The organism is Streptomyces sp. UNOC14_S4 (assembly GCF_020740835.1).
Taxonomy (GTDB): domain Bacteria; phylum Actinomycetota; class Actinomycetes; order Streptomycetales; family Streptomycetaceae; genus Streptomyces.
In genome coordinates this window covers 1-14,938 of record NZ_JAINFC010000158.1, presented here as the reverse complement: position 1 = coordinate 14,938, position 14,938 = coordinate 1, and the positions used below count along the sequence as shown (strand labels likewise).

At 69.1% G+C, this 14,938-nt stretch carries 15 protein-coding genes; 6 read left to right on the top strand and 9 right to left on the bottom strand.

All coding sequences use genetic code 11. The features are described from left to right. The first annotated feature begins 957 nt into the window (after positions 1-957). On the top strand, positions 958-1,236 hold the full coding sequence (locus K6I34_RS16415; protein ID WP_229326814.1) for a plastocyanin: 279 nt from the start codon (positions 958-960) through the stop codon (positions 1,234-1,236). 38 nt (positions 1,237-1,274) lie between these two features. Here the strand turns inward: K6I34_RS16415 and K6I34_RS16410 are convergent, their stop codons facing one another. Then, positions 1,275-1,655, bottom strand: a complete 381-nt coding sequence (locus tag K6I34_RS16410; RefSeq protein ID WP_229326812.1) for a hypothetical protein — start codon at positions 1,653-1,655, stop codon at positions 1,275-1,277. A gap of 297 nt (positions 1,656-1,952) precedes the next feature. Between K6I34_RS16410 and K6I34_RS16405 the strand changes: the two genes are divergently transcribed. Then, positions 1,953-3,050, top strand: a complete 1,098-nt coding sequence (locus K6I34_RS16405) for a barstar family protein (protein WP_229326816.1) — start codon at positions 1,953-1,955, stop codon at positions 3,048-3,050. Between the two features lie 88 nt (positions 3,051-3,138). On the opposite strand, the gene K6I34_RS16400 is transcribed toward K6I34_RS16405, so the two are convergent. The 6 genes from K6I34_RS16400 to K6I34_RS16380 all read right to left on the bottom strand — a co-directional run bounded on the left by K6I34_RS16400 (position 3,139) and on the right by K6I34_RS16380 (position 9,720). After that, positions 3,139-3,288: a hypothetical protein gene (locus tag K6I34_RS16400; RefSeq protein ID WP_229326809.1), complete on the bottom strand. Its 150-nt coding sequence runs from the start codon at positions 3,286-3,288 to the stop codon at positions 3,139-3,141. Positions 3,289-3,304: 16 nt separating this feature from the next. Beyond that, complete coding sequence (locus K6I34_RS16395; RefSeq protein WP_229326807.1) at positions 3,305-4,705, bottom strand: MFS transporter; 1,401 nt, start codon at positions 4,703-4,705, stop codon at positions 3,305-3,307. After that, a complete protein-coding gene (locus K6I34_RS16390) occupies positions 4,699-6,045 on the bottom strand; it encodes a radical SAM protein (RefSeq protein ID WP_229326805.1) in 1,347 nt (448 codons plus the stop codon). The genes K6I34_RS16395 and K6I34_RS16390 overlap by 7 nt, the downstream gene beginning before the upstream one ends. 1,587 nt (positions 6,046-7,632) lie before the next feature. Beyond that, positions 7,633-7,764, bottom strand: a complete 132-nt coding sequence (locus tag K6I34_RS38305) for a hypothetical protein (RefSeq protein ID WP_275127076.1) — start codon at positions 7,762-7,764, stop codon at positions 7,633-7,635. 171 nt (positions 7,765-7,935) lie between these two features. Continuing rightward, positions 7,936-8,532 carry a dihydrofolate reductase family protein gene (locus K6I34_RS16385; RefSeq protein ID WP_229326803.1) on the bottom strand — a complete coding sequence of 199 codons (597 nt, stop codon included), beginning with the start codon at positions 8,530-8,532 and terminating at the stop codon, positions 7,936-7,938. 153 nt (positions 8,533-8,685) lie between these two features. After that, a complete protein-coding gene (locus K6I34_RS16380) occupies positions 8,686-9,720 on the bottom strand; it encodes a zinc-binding dehydrogenase (protein ID WP_229326801.1) in 1,035 nt (344 codons plus the stop codon). Positions 9,721-10,091: 371 nt separating this feature from the next. Between K6I34_RS16380 and K6I34_RS16375 the strand changes: the two genes are divergently transcribed. Then, positions 10,092-10,385, top strand: a complete 294-nt coding sequence (locus K6I34_RS16375) for a hypothetical protein (protein WP_229326799.1) — start codon at positions 10,092-10,094, stop codon at positions 10,383-10,385. After that, a complete protein-coding gene (locus K6I34_RS16370; protein WP_229326797.1) occupies positions 10,382-10,660 on the top strand; it encodes a hypothetical protein in 279 nt (92 codons plus the stop codon). The genes K6I34_RS16375 and K6I34_RS16370 overlap by 4 nt, the downstream gene beginning before the upstream one ends. Before the next feature lie 42 nt (positions 10,661-10,702). Here K6I34_RS16370 and K6I34_RS16365 read toward each other — a convergent pair whose 3' ends face one another. Continuing rightward, positions 10,703-11,725, bottom strand: a complete 1,023-nt coding sequence (locus K6I34_RS16365) for a 3-oxoacyl-ACP synthase III family protein (RefSeq protein ID WP_229326795.1) — start codon at positions 11,723-11,725, stop codon at positions 10,703-10,705. 144 nt (positions 11,726-11,869) lie between these two features. Here K6I34_RS16365 and K6I34_RS16360 point away from each other — a divergent pair, with 144 nt between their 5' ends. Further along, positions 11,870-12,634 carry a polyketide synthase gene (locus K6I34_RS16360; RefSeq protein WP_308294018.1) on the top strand — a complete coding sequence of 255 codons (765 nt, stop codon included), beginning with the start codon at positions 11,870-11,872 and terminating at the stop codon, positions 12,632-12,634. A gap of 63 nt (positions 12,635-12,697) precedes the next feature. On the opposite strand, the gene K6I34_RS16355 is transcribed toward K6I34_RS16360, so the two are convergent. Then, positions 12,698-13,828 (bottom strand): transposase, encoded by a 1,131-nt coding sequence (locus tag K6I34_RS16355; protein ID WP_238489061.1) that lies wholly within the window; start codon positions 13,826-13,828, stop codon positions 12,698-12,700. 262 nt (positions 13,829-14,090) lie between these two features. On the opposite strand from K6I34_RS16355, the gene K6I34_RS16350 reads away from it, so the two are divergent. Further along, positions 14,091-14,938: acyltransferase domain-containing protein (locus K6I34_RS16350; RefSeq protein WP_229326791.1), on the top strand; the 848-nt coding region annotated here is incomplete at its 3' end.

Genomic DNA, 14,938 nt, shown 5'->3' with positions numbered 1-14,938 from the left:
TCTGCACGCAGAAAGTGCCTTCCTGCTGGGCGGGTTGAGACCTTCGACAAGCCTCATCATCCCAGCTCGGAAGGCACTTTCGTGTTTCCGCCCACCAACCGGACACGGCTGTAATGAAAAGCGCAGGCTAGTGGTCCGTCGTGACGGAAGTGCGCGTTGGCTGACGCGCGTGGGGGTTGCTGCTGCGGCAGCGGTGGCGATGGTGGCGGGTGCTCCATCGGCGTTCGCAGGGGCCGCGGGGTGCAATGACCGGACGTGTATCGGCGTCGAAGGGCGTGGCCTCCACGTCGATTCTGTGAGCGCGTCGACGACATGGGGAGGGGGCTTCACCGGCCACTTCCACATCTACGGTGGCGGATTGAACGCCAACAGCCCTGCACACCGCTGGGGCTACCTCCAGAAGTACACAGTGCAGGTGGACCGTGATCTGCCCAGCCGCTCTGTCGTGTGTGCCGAAGGATGGGAGCACACGAACAGCGGCTTGCAACTGCGCGGGCGCGCCTGCGAGGAGATCAAATCTTAATCAGAGGGCGGGATTGACAGGCGGGGCGGGACTGGCTACCGGCTGAGCCAGTACACGCGCAGAGAACTGGTGAAGTCCGAGCTGACATAAGTAGCGAGTGTGCTGCTGCCCCCGCTGGAGACTGGAACGCCCGCGGGTGCGCGGGGTGACCTCGGCATACCGGTCCAGCGGGCTGTCACCACCCGCGCAGTTCCAGTACGGCGCCCAGTCCTCCATGACGAGCGGCCGGTTCGGGTTGATCGCCGTTGTCGCCTCCTCAAGGGGACAGCCGAGGCGGTGACGGCGGCCGGCCGGGACTGCCGATGTAACCCACCGGCACATCAGGAGAACACCGGAACCTCCAGGTGTAACTCACATGGGCGAGTTCATGACTACAACACCTGCCCAGGGAAATTCTTATTGTGCTCCAGTGGACTCGGGAAAAGGAGTTTCCCATGGCCAACCTAGCGATCTCGATCACGCTCGGCGGGTTCAATCCAGCAGAGGCGATCACCTCGGCCGGCAGCGTTGTCACCTGGACCAACAAAGATGACCCCGCTTTGCAATCCACCCACACCACGACGTCTAATGACGGTCTTTGGGATTCGGGTCCGCTCAACGCCGGGAACGCCTTCACCCACCCGTTCACTGATCCCGGGGACTTCAGCTATCACTGCGCGATTCACCCGAGTGAAACCGGAATCGTCAAGGTCTTCTTCCCTGCCGCAGGCTAACAAGTACGCCAACTACGCCTGCAACGTTGCCTGCCCACTCAAAACATCGACCACGACACTTCCCGCCCCTGCCGGGGCGGGACCGGAGCCGCCCGCCAGCGCCAGGCCACCGCCGTCCGCAGCCGTGACGGGGCGCTCCGAGGGGGGCACGCGCCCATGTCGGTGACCGCAGCAACCGCGGTGGGTGCGTGAGCGCGGATGCTCGCGGCGACACCGTGCGGAATCCACTGCCCGACCTGCTCGGCGAACGCGGTGGAAGGCGAGTTGATGCCCAGGAAGCTCTTCGCGGAGCTCAGGGCATTGCCGGCGAGGCTCCGCAGGCTGCCGTGCAGTGCCCTGGCCCCGTTCTCGACACCGGAGACGATGCCCGAGACGATCGCGGAGCCGATGCTGGCGAACCACGAGCCCACATTGCTCACCGCGCTCCAGGCGGAGTGCAGGCCGCCTGCTGGAGATGGCCGAGCGGATGTTTCTCACGGTCCCGGTGATCGTGTGGTAGGCGGAGGAGGCCAGGGGGCCGGTCATCGCGGAGTGGGCCAGGCCCCACAGATAGGCCGCTTCCGACCGGATGGAGCCCCAGGTGGACGACAGTCATGCTGCTCCTGTCCGTGGTTCCAGATGGCCAGCAGGATCGCGATGGGGGCCGCGGCGCTCAGAGCGGATCGAGAAGATGTGACGGCAGGAAAAGGGATTTAAGGTCAAATCATGCTTCTGGCATGATTCCCGCTGTGCATGGTGACAGGGAGCGTCGCGGGCGGGTGCGTTACACGCTGACGGAGACAGAGCACGGCCACGCCTGGGGCGTGTGCGCCGAAGCGGACGGGCTGTTCGGGGAGCTCCGGCGTGGGACGTACGAACTGTTCGGCTGGGTTCCGGAAGGGGCCGAAGTACGTGGTTGGGTCGGCAGCCGGGTGTGGCTGGTGCCGGAGGACGAGGCCCTTGAGCCCTGGCTCCTGGAAGATGCGGAGAGCCTCGGACGGCACTCCGGGGCGGACGGTCTCGTGCTGACCGGTCTGGACGGCTACGAAGGCCCACCCGAGGGGCACCGCGGTCCTGTCCGAGTGCACGACGAACACCGGTGGCTGGGTTCCTGCCGGGAATTCGCCCGTGTCGTGCCGGCCGAGCAGGTCGCGCTCCCGCTCGTTCTTCGTGGGCTCGACCAGAGCGAGGAGTTGCGGCGTGCGCTGATGAAGGGCACCCGGCGGGCGCTGGACCTGGAGGAGGCCGCCCTGGAGATACGGGACGACCAGGGTGAGCCGCTTACCGATCGAATACTGTGGGCCACCATCCGCGCCTGGCATCCGTCTGCTCTTGGGGCGGATCTGATCGATCTGGAGCTCGACGGCAGGCGCTTCACGCCCGTCCCGGAATCCGCCCGGCCGGTCTGGGAGCGATGGTTTGCCGGGCCGCCGGACACACCCGGTGCCTGGGCCGGCCTTGAAACCCGGCAGCGCGAGACCTGGCTGGACCTCGTCCGGGAACGGGCCTGCCAGCGCGCGCGCCAGGACCGGCCAGCCGGTCACGCGTATGAACTCGACGGTCGCCACGTCACCGACGTCCCGGGCCTCTATCTGGCGCTCGGCGAGGCGGTGAACGGACCGGGCGGCTACTTCGGCGGGTGCCTGGCAGCCCTTGACGACTGCCTGTGTGGCACCTTCGGCTACACGGCCCCCGCAACTCTGCTCTGGAGAGACGCCGCGACCGCGCGCGAGCACCTGTCCTGTGCGCTGACGCCGGACGGCCAGCCCTACGATCTGTTCGCCGAAGTCCTCGACGCCCTGGCCCAGGGCGGCATGCACGTGACCCTGGCGTGATCCGGGGATTCCGGGGGGTGGCGGTACCAGCGAGCGTGGAGCCCGGTAAGGGCGTGGCTGGCCCTGGCGGCCGGAGTCCGGGGCCGCGTCAGAGGTGGGCGAGAGCCTCGTCGAGGCAGCGGCGGCTGGCCCGGTCGGCGATGAAGGTGCGCTCCATGAAGATCGGGTCGTCGCCGGCGTCCACCGGGGCGGCCAGGGCGTCCGGAGTGCGGATGCCGCGACAGACACTCCCCGGCATCGCCGGTGTGGAGGTGTCAGCCTGCCTGATCGCCGGACCGGTGGGCCGGGAAGCTCTCGTCCCGCACGCCGGGTGGGCTCCCTGAGGGAATGAGTGGCGGGGGCGTGGTGGGCGCCACCGCGGGCCGGAGTGCGAACAATGTGTAGACGCCGGTCGCCACGGTACACACTCCGCCGGCCAGGAAAATGACGTCGATACGGCCGAAGTCCACGCCCGCCCAGTGCCCGTGGAAGCCGTCGAGCACGGTGCCCGCGAGCACTCCGGACAGTGCGACAGAGGCGAGCGAGGCGAGCTGGGCGATCGGGTCGAAGACCGACATGATCCGTCCCAGATGGTCGCGTGGGCTCTGCTGAATGATCAACGGCGACGAGACCGCGTTGAGCGCGCCGAGCGCCAGTCCGAACAGCAGCGAGACGGTCGCGGCGGTCAGGATGCCGGTTGCCCGCGAGTAAGCGACGAGGAGCAGCCCGAAGAGCAGCACGCTGCCTTGGAAGACCCGGGTATGTCCGGCCCGGTCGCCGAGCCGTCCGCCGAGCAGTGCTCCAACGGCCGTACCGGCGCCGAAGAGCGCTTCGAGCGTCCCGAACCAGCTGGGCGAGGCATGCAAGTTCTCCGGGACGAAGTACACCTCCAGGGTGTTGAGTGCCCCGGTACCGGCAGTCATCAGAACGGCGGCGGTCAGGATGGTCCGCAGCGTGCGGTTGCCGAACAGCAGCCTTGCCGCCGACAGCAGTTCACGCCGTACCCGGGGCCGTTCCGTGGGTGCGTGCCCGTCCGGTGCCTGCGAGTGCGCTACCCGCTCTGGCTCGTCGTAGTGCACCGCTCGGATCGCCCCGTACGACACCAGGTAGGTCAATGCGTCGAATACGAGGACCCAGCGCACCCCGAACGTCATCACCAGCGGCGCGGCCGCTGCCGGCCCGGCCATCCCCGCCAGCGCCGAAGCCGTCTGGGTGTAGCTGAACGCCTGGCCGTGCTGTTCTGCGGGCACCACATCGCTGATCATGACGAATCGTGAGGCGCGGAATAACTGTGCTGCCGCGGCGGTCAGTGCCAGTGCCCCACCGAGACAGAGCGGAAGCACCAAGGGTGGCAGAGAGCCGGTGGGGGAAAAGGTCAGCAGGGCCACGCCTGTGATGACGGCGGCCCGGAAGAGCTCGGACCGGAGCATGGTCCGCTGTTTGTGCCACCGGTCGACCAGGGTTCCGGCGAGCGGTGCGACCACGATCCCCGCGATGTACATGGTCATCAGCAGCCCCGCCGTCACGGTCGGAGCGTAGGCTTCGCCGTGCAACAGCTCCGTGCTCACCCACAGCAGCAACGCGGTGTCGAAGGCGTAGTCGCCGACCAGGGAGAGGGCCTGCCCTGCCCAGAGCAGACGGAAGTTTCTGTTGATCAACATGTCGTTGATCAACATTCCATGGGCGTCAGCCCGTTCATCTCGGCCACGAGGTCGAAGCGCTCCTCCAGCGTGAACTTGTACGGTGGGCAGGGAACTGCGCCCTCGCGCCACTGTTTGGGACAGGCGCCGCCGCAGACCGGGAAGAAGTAGCAGGAGTGGCAGGGTGTTTCGCCGTTCGCCACGGCGTCGTGCCAGTCGTCGAACGGCCCGATAGGGCGTGGCGCGCTCACGGGCAGCGTCTCGATCGGGCCGAGACCGCCGCCCTTCTCATGCTGGGGCACCAAGGGGTATTCCGAGCACGAGAACATCGCGCCGCTGCTGCTGTGGATCTCCACGGACTGTGATACGGCGGCACACAGCACGCCTTCCGGCTCGTTCGGCAGGGCCGTGAAACGCAGGCCGAGTCGGTTCATGCGCCGCATCCAGTCGACCTCATGACGTGCGTATACGCGCCGGTCGATCTCGATCCGTGATACATCGTTGCCCCAGGGGTACACCGGAGCGAGATTGAAGAGTACCTGCTCGTCGGAGAACCCCAGGTCGGCCATGGTGTCGAGATATTCATCGACCCAGTCCATGTTCTCCACATCTATATTGGTGCGGAGAATGAACAGTACGTCGGAGAGGCTGTCGTCCCGCAGCGCTTCGAGCAGGAGTCGCGTGGTGCGGTCGAAGGACTTCTTCCCGTTCCGCAGCGGCCGGTGGGCATCGTGTATGCGGGCAGGCCCGTCCAAGGTGATGTCGAACTTGGTCACTTGGCATTCCCGCCGCAGTTTCCTGAGCTTCTCCAGGGTGAGCAGCGAACCATTGGTCACCATGCGGGAAACGTACTCAACACCCCTGTCCCGCGCCGCAGCGGTGAACCGCGCGCTCAGGTCCAGGATCATCGGATAGCCGATCATGGGTTCGGCGCCGAACCAGCTGACCTTGACGGAACGGGTGGCCTGCGCTTCGATGCCCGCCAGTACACGCCGGGCAACCGCGTCCCGGTGCCGTGCCGAGAGCCGGCCCCGAGTGTGTTCTTGGCCGCAGTAGGAGCAGCCCATGTTGCAGTACGTCGTAGGAAGCAGGACATAGCGGAGGGTGCTGCGATCCGCCGAGGCGGCGCGTTGGCGGGCGAGTACGACGTCCAGTTCCCGCGCGGCGTCCGGACCTGCCGCGACCACCGCCTCTATCTCCCTCAGCCCCTCGAGCAGTTCGGGGTCGATCCCTTCGAGCCGTCCTTCGGCCAGCTGTGCCGCGGCCTCTTCCGGTACGCAGACCATTGAGCCTGTGCGGGTGGCATACAGCATGCGCATGCGCTGAGTGCCGTCGTGCAGGTACGTACGCCCACTCACCCGTACGTAATCGCTCACGCGTTCACGGGGGGTCGCTGGTGCCGTTTCCGGCAACGACATGAGGTCCTCCCGACAGGCTCTGCTACCGCGTGACAGCGTCACGCCTGGACATGTGAAAGGCCGCCACGCGGCATGCTGCGCGAGAGATCTGCTCTCCTAGCGGATCATCAACACCCGTTCCCGCAGACGCCGTTCTTCTCGCCTACGTAGGAGGAGGAGTTGGATGTCGTCAGCTTGATCATGACATGCCTCTCGTTGATTGATTCTCGGCTCTTTCCTGGCCCGATGGGCTGACTTGAATAGTCCACGGGAACGAGAGACGGGGTAAGGAGCGGAAACGGACACAGCGGAAACAGACACAAAGGGTGGAACCGTGCAGTGGGAATTGGACCGCCCGCTTCCTCTCCTGGGAGTGGCCCACGAATGCGGGGAGTGTCACGCGAAAGATTCGTTTGCCTGGCTCATAGGCGCTGAGCCGTGTGAGGAGGGAGAACGGGAGCAACCGCGGGTTGAGCCGGGTAGGCGAACGGTCCGGCAGTCGATCAGCTCCGGGGTGTCCGGTCGAAGGCGCGTCGTCGGTATGTCGCTGTTCGGTGGCGTCGCCATGCCTGGCCGGGCGGGCGCTATGCGCGACTGTCGGAGGGCAGCGGGAAAGCCATCCCTCCGGCCGACTGGAGGCCCATCCCGGGATGTCCGGGCTGTGTCCGCCGGGATGGCGAGGCGGGTTGGGGAGGCGTGTTCGGTCATGGTGTGGCTTCCCATCTGCCGGCGGGCGGCTCGGGCGGCGGCGCGCCGAGCGGCTCGGTTCGGTCGGGGTTCGGGTTCGTCGTCCTGGACGACGGTCTCTGTGCTGACAAGGTGGGATTCCCACGTGCATCCCGGGGCGGGCGTGTGCTCGCCCCAGGGGCTGGACGACAGGCTGCTCACCGCTCACTGCGAGCCTCCGGGTAGCCGGGCTCGTCGAAGTCGGGACCGGTTGCTTCGAGGTGTTCCAGGTGCGCGGCTTCGTGGCGCGCAGCACGGCGGCCGGGGCGATGCCGGTCATCGGTACCCTTCGATCGGGCCCGGCCGCGTTCGCCGACCGAGTCGATGGTCGGCTGTTGTCGCTCAGCCGCTGGTGAGGACACGTGCGGCCACGACTGCGCTGATGACGGCGGGAGTGCTGATGACGTCAATCGCCGCGGGGAACGCTGCGCAGGCGGCTGTTGTGTGTGCCGACCACACCACGGGTGTGTGCAAGGCCGGCAGCCGTCATCCACGCGGGGCCACCGCGGAAATGCGCGGCTGACGCACGCCGGACGGACACCGCCCCGGCCCCGGGCAAGTCCCCTGCTCCCCGCAGGGGGAGCGGCTTGCCCGGGGCCGGTCGAAGGGCCGGGGGTGTCAGAAGACCCGCACCGATTGGAATCCGTGGGTCATGTTGGAGCGGTGTTCCCCGGCGGGGATTTCGCGGTAGGGGTGGCCGGTGCCCTGGGCGCAGTCGGCGAGGGTGTAGATGCGGACGGTGTGTCCGCTGTCGTTGTAAGAAGTCTCTGCCGCCCTGCACGTTCTTGCAGTGACCGGCCTGGTGCTCGCCCTGTCCCGCGGCTCGGGTGACGACGTTGATCAGTTCCGCCCTGTTGCTGCTGGGTGGCTGTAGACATAGAAGTGGATCGTGGCGCTGGCGCTCGTGGGTGCCGCGACGGTGAGCGAGAGCGCGGCAGCGAGCGGGGCCAGTGCCGTGACGAGACGTCTCATGATTTTCTTCCTCCTGGTTCGGGGGCTGCCTGGCATGGGTGTGCCGTGTCGTTTCTGGGTATCGGCGTGCAAGCGACGCGGAGGAGTCCGTCGTCCCGCCTCACGGGCAACGGGCCCGTACCTGACAGGCGTTGACCCGAGAACGCGCCTGACTCACCCCTTTGGGCATGCTCACCCCTTGGACACGGGCCTGTAGGTGCACACCTGGGTGCCCGTGCCCGCGGTGACCGTGGAGACCAGCTCCAGCGTGCGCAGCACGCCGTCGTCCGGGAAGATCGTCTTGCCGCCGCCGAGGAGCACCGGCATGCGCGTGAGCCGCAGTTCGTCCACGAGCCCCTCGCGCAGGAGGGCGCGGACGAGCGTGGGGCTGCCCATGACCAGCAGGTCACCGCCCTCGGTCTCGCGCAGCGCACGGATCCGGGGGACGGCCTCGTCGCCGGGGATGCGCGTGGTGTTGTCCCACGTGAGCCGGTCGTCGCCCAGCGTCCGGGACACCACGTACTTCGGGAGGGCGTTCATCCGGTCGGCGAACGGGTCACCGGCCCGCTCGGGCCACGCCGCAGCCATCGTCTCCCAGGTGCGCCGGCCGAACAGCAGTGCCTCGGCCTTCTTCAGCGCCTCGTCGAACGCGCCGCCGATCACCTTCGGGTCGAAGAACGGATGCGACCATCCGCCGTGGGCGAAACCGCCGTCGGTGTCCTCCTCGGGACCACCCGGCGCCTGCACGACGCCGTCCAGGCTGATGAACTCGCTGACCGCGATGCGCATGGGACTGCTCCTCGTTTCCTCGGGCCTGCTCAGGCAGCGGCACGTCACGTCGTCGCGCCGTACGCAGATCGTCGCACCACCCACTGACAACGGCTCTCACCACCACGGACAGCCTGGTCAGGGGTGGTGAGGCCGACGCCCGCGCCGCTTACCTCAGGGCTGGATGAACACCTTGAGCGCCTCGCGGTCGGCCATCGCGCGGTAGCCGTCGGGGACGGCGTCCAGGCCGATGGTGCGGTCGAAGACCCGGCCCGGCTCGACCGTGCCGTCGAGGACGTCGGGCAGCAGCTCCTCGATGTAGGCGCGGGCCGGGGCGACGCCGCCGGTGAGGGTGATGTTGCGGCTGAACACCTCAGGTCCGACCGGGCCCTTCTCGTACTGCGGTACGCCGACCCGGCTCACCGTGCCGCCGTCGCGTACGACGCCGAACGCCATCTCCAGGGCCGGTTCGGCGCCGACGCACTCCAGCACCGTGTGGGTGCCCTCGCCGTCGGTCAGTTCCCGGGCGCGGCCGATGCCCTCGGCGCCGCGCTCGGGCACCACGTCGGTGGCCCCGAAGTCGCGGCCGAGGTCGGTGCGGGCCTTGTGACGGCCCATCAGGATGATGCGCTCGGCGCCGAGCCGTTTGGCCGCCAGCACCGCGGACAGCCCGACGGCGCCGTCGCCGACGACCGTCACCGTCGTACGGGGGCCGACGCCGGCCGTCACCGCGCAGTGGTGGCCGGTGCAGAACACGTCGGACAGGGTGAGCAGCGAGGGGAGCAGCGGGGTGTCCTCGCTCACGGGCAGTTTCACCAGCGTGCCCTGGGCCCACGGGACCCGTACGGCCTCGCCCTGGCCGCCGTCGACGCCGTTGTTGGCCCAGTAGCCGCCCCGCGGGCAGGAGGTCTGCAGGCCCTCGGCGCAGAACCGGCAGGTGTTGTCCGCGTAGGCGAAGGGCGCGACGGTGATGTCACCGGCCTTCAGGCCCGTCACGTCCGCGCCGACGTCCTCCACCACGCCGAGGAATTCGTGGCCGATGCGATCGCCTTCCTCCGTGGCGGGTCTCGATCCGTAGGGCCAGAGGTCGCTGCCGCAGATGCAGGTGCGCAATGCGCGCACCACGGCGTCCGTGGGCTCCTGGACCTGTGGGTCGGGTACGTCTTCCACCCGGATGTCACCGGCACCGTAGATCAAAGTTGCTCGCATGGGACTTTCCCGATCGTGTTGTCGCTTTTGACGGTCGACTTCTTCGGCAGGAGCTCCATTGGCCCTACGCACCTCCTTCCGGCGTACCGCCGTGGTGCCGCCGGGGCGATTTCGGGAGAAGGGGCGCGCGCCCGGCCGTGTGCGCACAACAGCTGCCCCCCTTTCACCCTCGCACCCTCGTGCGAAGCCGCAAATCGGGGGGCGCGCCACGCCTTCCACGGCGACCGCGAGCACGTATTCGCCCAGCCGGGCAGTCGGGGCCAGCCGTCGATTTCCGTCGTCCGGCTCACAGGAACCTGCCGCGATGCGCCGGTTTTCAAGGGGTGGACCCGGTAGTGTGACAGCACTTCCAGGCCAGGAGGAGGGGCCCGATGAGCGCCCAGCCCGCGGAGGGAGCGTACGGTGAGCCGGACAGTCCGCCGGAGCGGATGCGCAGCAGTGCGGAGATCCGACGCGCCCTTCCGTCCCAGATGCGTGAGGAGTTCGACCGGGCCATCGGTGACGCGACGCTGACCCAGCGCGCGCACGTGCTCGCCCTGTGGTCGGGGATCGCGATCGAGGCGGCCGACCCCTCGGGCGACGAGCAGGTCCGCCGTTTCCTGAACGGCACGCTCAACGCCCATCCGCTGGAGTACTACCAGGAGCGCGAAGGTCTCACCTGGTGACCGGCCGCTCCTACCGCCTCACCTACACCCCCGAAGCCCGGGCCGACCTCGTGAAACTCGGGGAGCCCCTGACCAGGACCATCACCAGTGCCGTCCTGGCCGAGGTCGCCCCCGAGCCCTACGGCGGGCTGTCGATAGAACGCCCCCTGGGCGGCGGTTCCTGGGACCGCGTGGCCCTCGTGGCAATGGCCGCCGTCCGCTACATCGTCTCCGACGACGGCGTCGAACCCCCGACGATCACCGTTCTGCGCGTCATCAACAGGGGAGCGGTGTGACCGTGAAGCCAGGGGGCAGCCCCACCCGGCCCGCGTTCGGGCTCACCATCGCAGCAGCACCAGCCCCGCGCTCGTCCCGCTCGCCAGCCCGATCATCCCCACCAGGTCACCCGGCTCCACCCGTTCCGCCTCCTGCGCCTTGACCAGCTGGAGCGGCAGCGACGCCGCGCCGCAGTTGCCGTGGTCGGCGACGGAGGCCATGCACCGGGCGACGGGCAGTCGAAGCTGCCGGGCCGTGTCGTGGAACTGCGGCAGCGAGATCTGGTGGAAGGCGATGAACGCGCTCGCGCGGATCGGTTCGAGGTCCGGGTGGGGCGCGAGGGTGAGGGGCAGGAGGTCGAGCGCGTCGCGCAGCCGGCTCCCGTTGAGCCGGAGCGTCGTGTGGTCGTCGTCGAGCGACCGTCCGTGCATCGAGCCGCCTCCCGCCACGGTGCACGCGTTCCACGCGGTGGAGTCGCCCATGAAGGACATCGAGAGCACACCGGGATCGCCCTCCCCGGACGGGCCCGCGGTCAGCAGGAGCGCGGCACCGGCGTCCGAGACGGTGTACCCGGGCATGGCCCGGAGCAGGGCCTCGTGGTCGGGGACGCGCCAGCGCGTCGTCTCGGTGAGGGTCTCCCCACAGGCGATGAGCACGGTGCGGTAGCGGCGTACGGCGATGAAGGCGCAGGCCGCCTCCATCGCGTTGAGGACGCTGTTGCAGGCGTTCTTGACGTCGAAGACGGGACACCGGACACCCAGCTTCGCGGCCACGATATGGGCCGTCGCCGGTTCCAGCAGGTCGTGGGAGGTCGCGGCGAACAGCAGCAGATCCACGGTGCCGACGCCCGCCCCGGCCGCCTCCAGCGCTTGTCTCGCGGCCGCCACCGCCAGGTCGGACGCCTGCACCCCTTCGTCGCGCAGATGGACACCGCGCACCCCGGTGAGATCCTCCAGCAGACCGGGCGGCGGGGTGTACGCCCCGCCCGACGCCGCGATCCGCTCCCGGGTCTCCGCCATCGTGCGGTAGCGCGACGGCAGATGGACCGCCGCCGCTGCCAGACGGGCACGCGGAGCCTGGTTCATCGCACCATCGTGACGTCGGAGAACGTCAACTTCCCCTGATACGCGGATACTTCACAGAAAAGGGTGGAGTTCCTCATCCCCGCCCCCGGCTCCGGGTAGAGAACCAAGTCCTGCCGGGTGGGCGCGAGAGACGGAGGCGGGGCCGTGGGGTGCGACGACCGAGCCGTGGCGATCGTGGGCGTCGGCCTCCGGCTGCCCGGCGGGATCACCGACCTGGACGGACTCTGGACGGCCCTGCGGGAAGGCCGGGACGCGGTCGGCGAGATGCCGCGGGACCGGTGGGACAAGTCCCGCTTCGTGGACCCGGGAGCCGACCGGCCCGGCCGCAGCCGTACCGCCGCCGGGGGGTTCCTCGACGACGTCGCCGGTTTCGACGCCGCGTACTTCGGCATCTCGCCCAAGGAGGCCCCGCACATCGACCCCCAGCAACGGCTGCTGCTGGAGACGGCCGCCGAGGCGCTCGACGATGCGGGCATCCCGGCCGAGTCCCTGGCAGGATCCGACACCTGCGTCTTCGTCGGCGTCTCCGACCCGGCGTACGGACAGCTCCAGCTGACCATGGAGGACCACACCAGCCCGTACGCCATGAGCGGCAGCACCCTGTCGATCGCCGCGAACCGCCTGTCGTACACCTTCGACCTGCGGGGGCCGAGCATGGCGGTGGACACCGCCTGCTCCTCCGCGCTGGTGGCCCTCGACCGCGCCTGCCGCACCCTGCTGGACGGCACCAGCCGCACCGCGCTGGTGGGCGGTGTCAACGTCCTCGCCAGCCCCTTCGGCTTCGCGGGCTTCTCCCACGCGGGCATGCTGTCGCGGCGCGGCCGGTGCGTGGCGTTCTCCGCCGACGCCGACGGATTCGTCCGCTCCGAGGGCGGGGGAGTGCTCGTCGTCAGCTTGACCCGGTCGTGAACGGCCGGGCTTGGAGGTAGTGCCCAGCTGGCTGCTGGGTGGGCTCCTCCGTCCAGGCACCCCTTATGGGGTGGCAGGGACGCGTGACTCACGCCCCGCGGTCCACACGGTCTCGCCCTTGCGGCCGATGTTGTGGGACGCGTTGTCGTCCGCGTGCATGACGGTCCCGCAGGACCGACAGGCGAACGTCGCTTGTGACCGGCGGTTGCGCCGGTCGATGTGCCCGCACGCGGAGCACTGCTGGCTGGTGTGCGCCGGATCGACGTACACCAGCGGCACCCCGGCCCGGCGCGCCTTGTACTCGATGAAGGCGGCGAGCTGGTGGAAGCTCCACGAATGCAGGGGAGTCCGCTGGTCCTTGCGGAGCCGTACCCGGTTGCGGATGCCCGTGAGATTTTCCAGGGCGATACCGGAGCCGGTGCGTTCAGCGGCGGTGACGATCTTCTTCGAGATGACGTGGTTGACGCTGGCGGTGTGCCGGGCTTCCTTGCGCGAGCGTTTCCTGAGCAGGCGCTTGGCGGACTTGGTGCCCTTGGCCTGCAGCTTCTTCCGCAGTGCGAGCTGTCGTTTCCGGTGCCGGTTCAGGCCGCGCCCGGCGGCACGGTAGCCGGTGGAGGTGGTGGCGATGTTGACGATGCCGAGGTCGACGCCGATGAACCCTTCGGGCTCGTACTGCTCGGCCTCGGGGACATCGCAGACGGCGATCAGGTAGAACTCGCCGTCGCGTTCGATCAGGTCGGATTCACCTTTGCGGTGCTCGCGGAGCATTTTGAGTGCGCCCGGGGAGCAGGCGAAGCGGACGTTCTTCAGCCGCCCGGCCGTCGTCCAGATCGACACCGTCTCGGCGTCGTACTGCCAGGACAGGCACCGGTCGTCGTACGGCTGCGCGGCTCCGGGCCGGAACGTGACCGGCTTCGATTCCGCCCTGGCCCTGCGCTTCGATCCGGGCCCGCCCAGGTTCCCGGCACGGATGTTCGCCTTCAGCGCGGTGTAGGCATCCCGCGTCTTCTTGATGACGTGCTGGGCGGCCTGTGCCCCCAGCCCGCGCGCCTTCAACTCGGCGTAGGTGTGCTTCCGCAGCTCGTACTCACGCGGAACACCGCGCTCGAACGCCACACCGGACACCCAGTTCGTAGCCTCGTTGACCGTACGCAGGGTGGAGCGCAGCGTGGCGGCCTGTCCGGCCTTCGGCATCAGCTTCACCTGCACAGCTACCCTCACCCGTTCAGCTTATCGAGAGGTACTGACAACAGTGCCCGGGTCCGTGGACATACGTGGGTAAGAACAGTGTTGAGAAGGCGATTCCTTCCGGGCGTGAACGCCCAGGGCTCCTCGTTGGATTCAGCTGAACTACCGCGACCCGAAGCACGCCAACGGACTCCTGCCGCCCGAGGCCGTCGAAGGCAGTCGGCTGAGCCGTGCCCTCGGCCTCGACCACGCCTTCCACAGCCGCGCCATGGACCCCCTCGCGGACGCCCTGCGCACCGCGCTCGCCGGCCTGGCGCCCGGCCCCGCCCTCGTCCCGTTCCTCTCCACGGTCACCGGCGGCGAACTCCCGGGCGAGGAGCTCACGGCGGACTACTGGTGGCGCAACGTCCGCCGCCCCGTCCGCTTCGCCGACGCGGTCACCCGCGCCCTCGACCGGGACACGGGCACGGATACGGATACGGGCATCCTCGTCGAGATCGGCCCCCACCCCGTGCTCCGTTCCTATCTGCGCCGGACCGACGCCGTGTACGTGCCCACCCTGCACCGTGACGGGGACGGACCCCGGGAGGCCGCCGAGGCCGTCGCCGCGCTGATGGCGGCGGGTGCCCCCGTCGACTGGCGGACCCGCTTCCCGCGCCCCGGCAGGGTCGTCGACCTGCCCGCCTACCCCTGGCAGCGCGAACGCCACTGGCACGGCACGCCGGACGACATGATCGTCCACACCAGCGGCACCGGGCGCCTGGACCACCCCATGCTGGGCGTGCGGCTCCCGGCGCCGCACGCCCTGTGGGAAGGCACCGTCGAACCCCAGCTGGTCCCCTGGCTGGGCGACCACCGGATCGGCGGGACGGTCCTGATGCCCGCCGCCGCGTATGTGGAGATGGCGCTGTCCGCCGGACGGCGGGCCCTGGGACGGCCCGCGGAAGTACGGCACCTGGAGATCGCCCGTCCGCTGCCCCTCGGCTGGCCCGACCCCCGGGGCGCCCGGCTCCAGACCGCCGTCACCCCCGACGACGGCGCCCTGGCCATCAGCAGCGGCGAAGGCCGCGGCGCGCCCTGCGACCCCGTCGTCCGCGCCCACGTCCGCACCCTGCC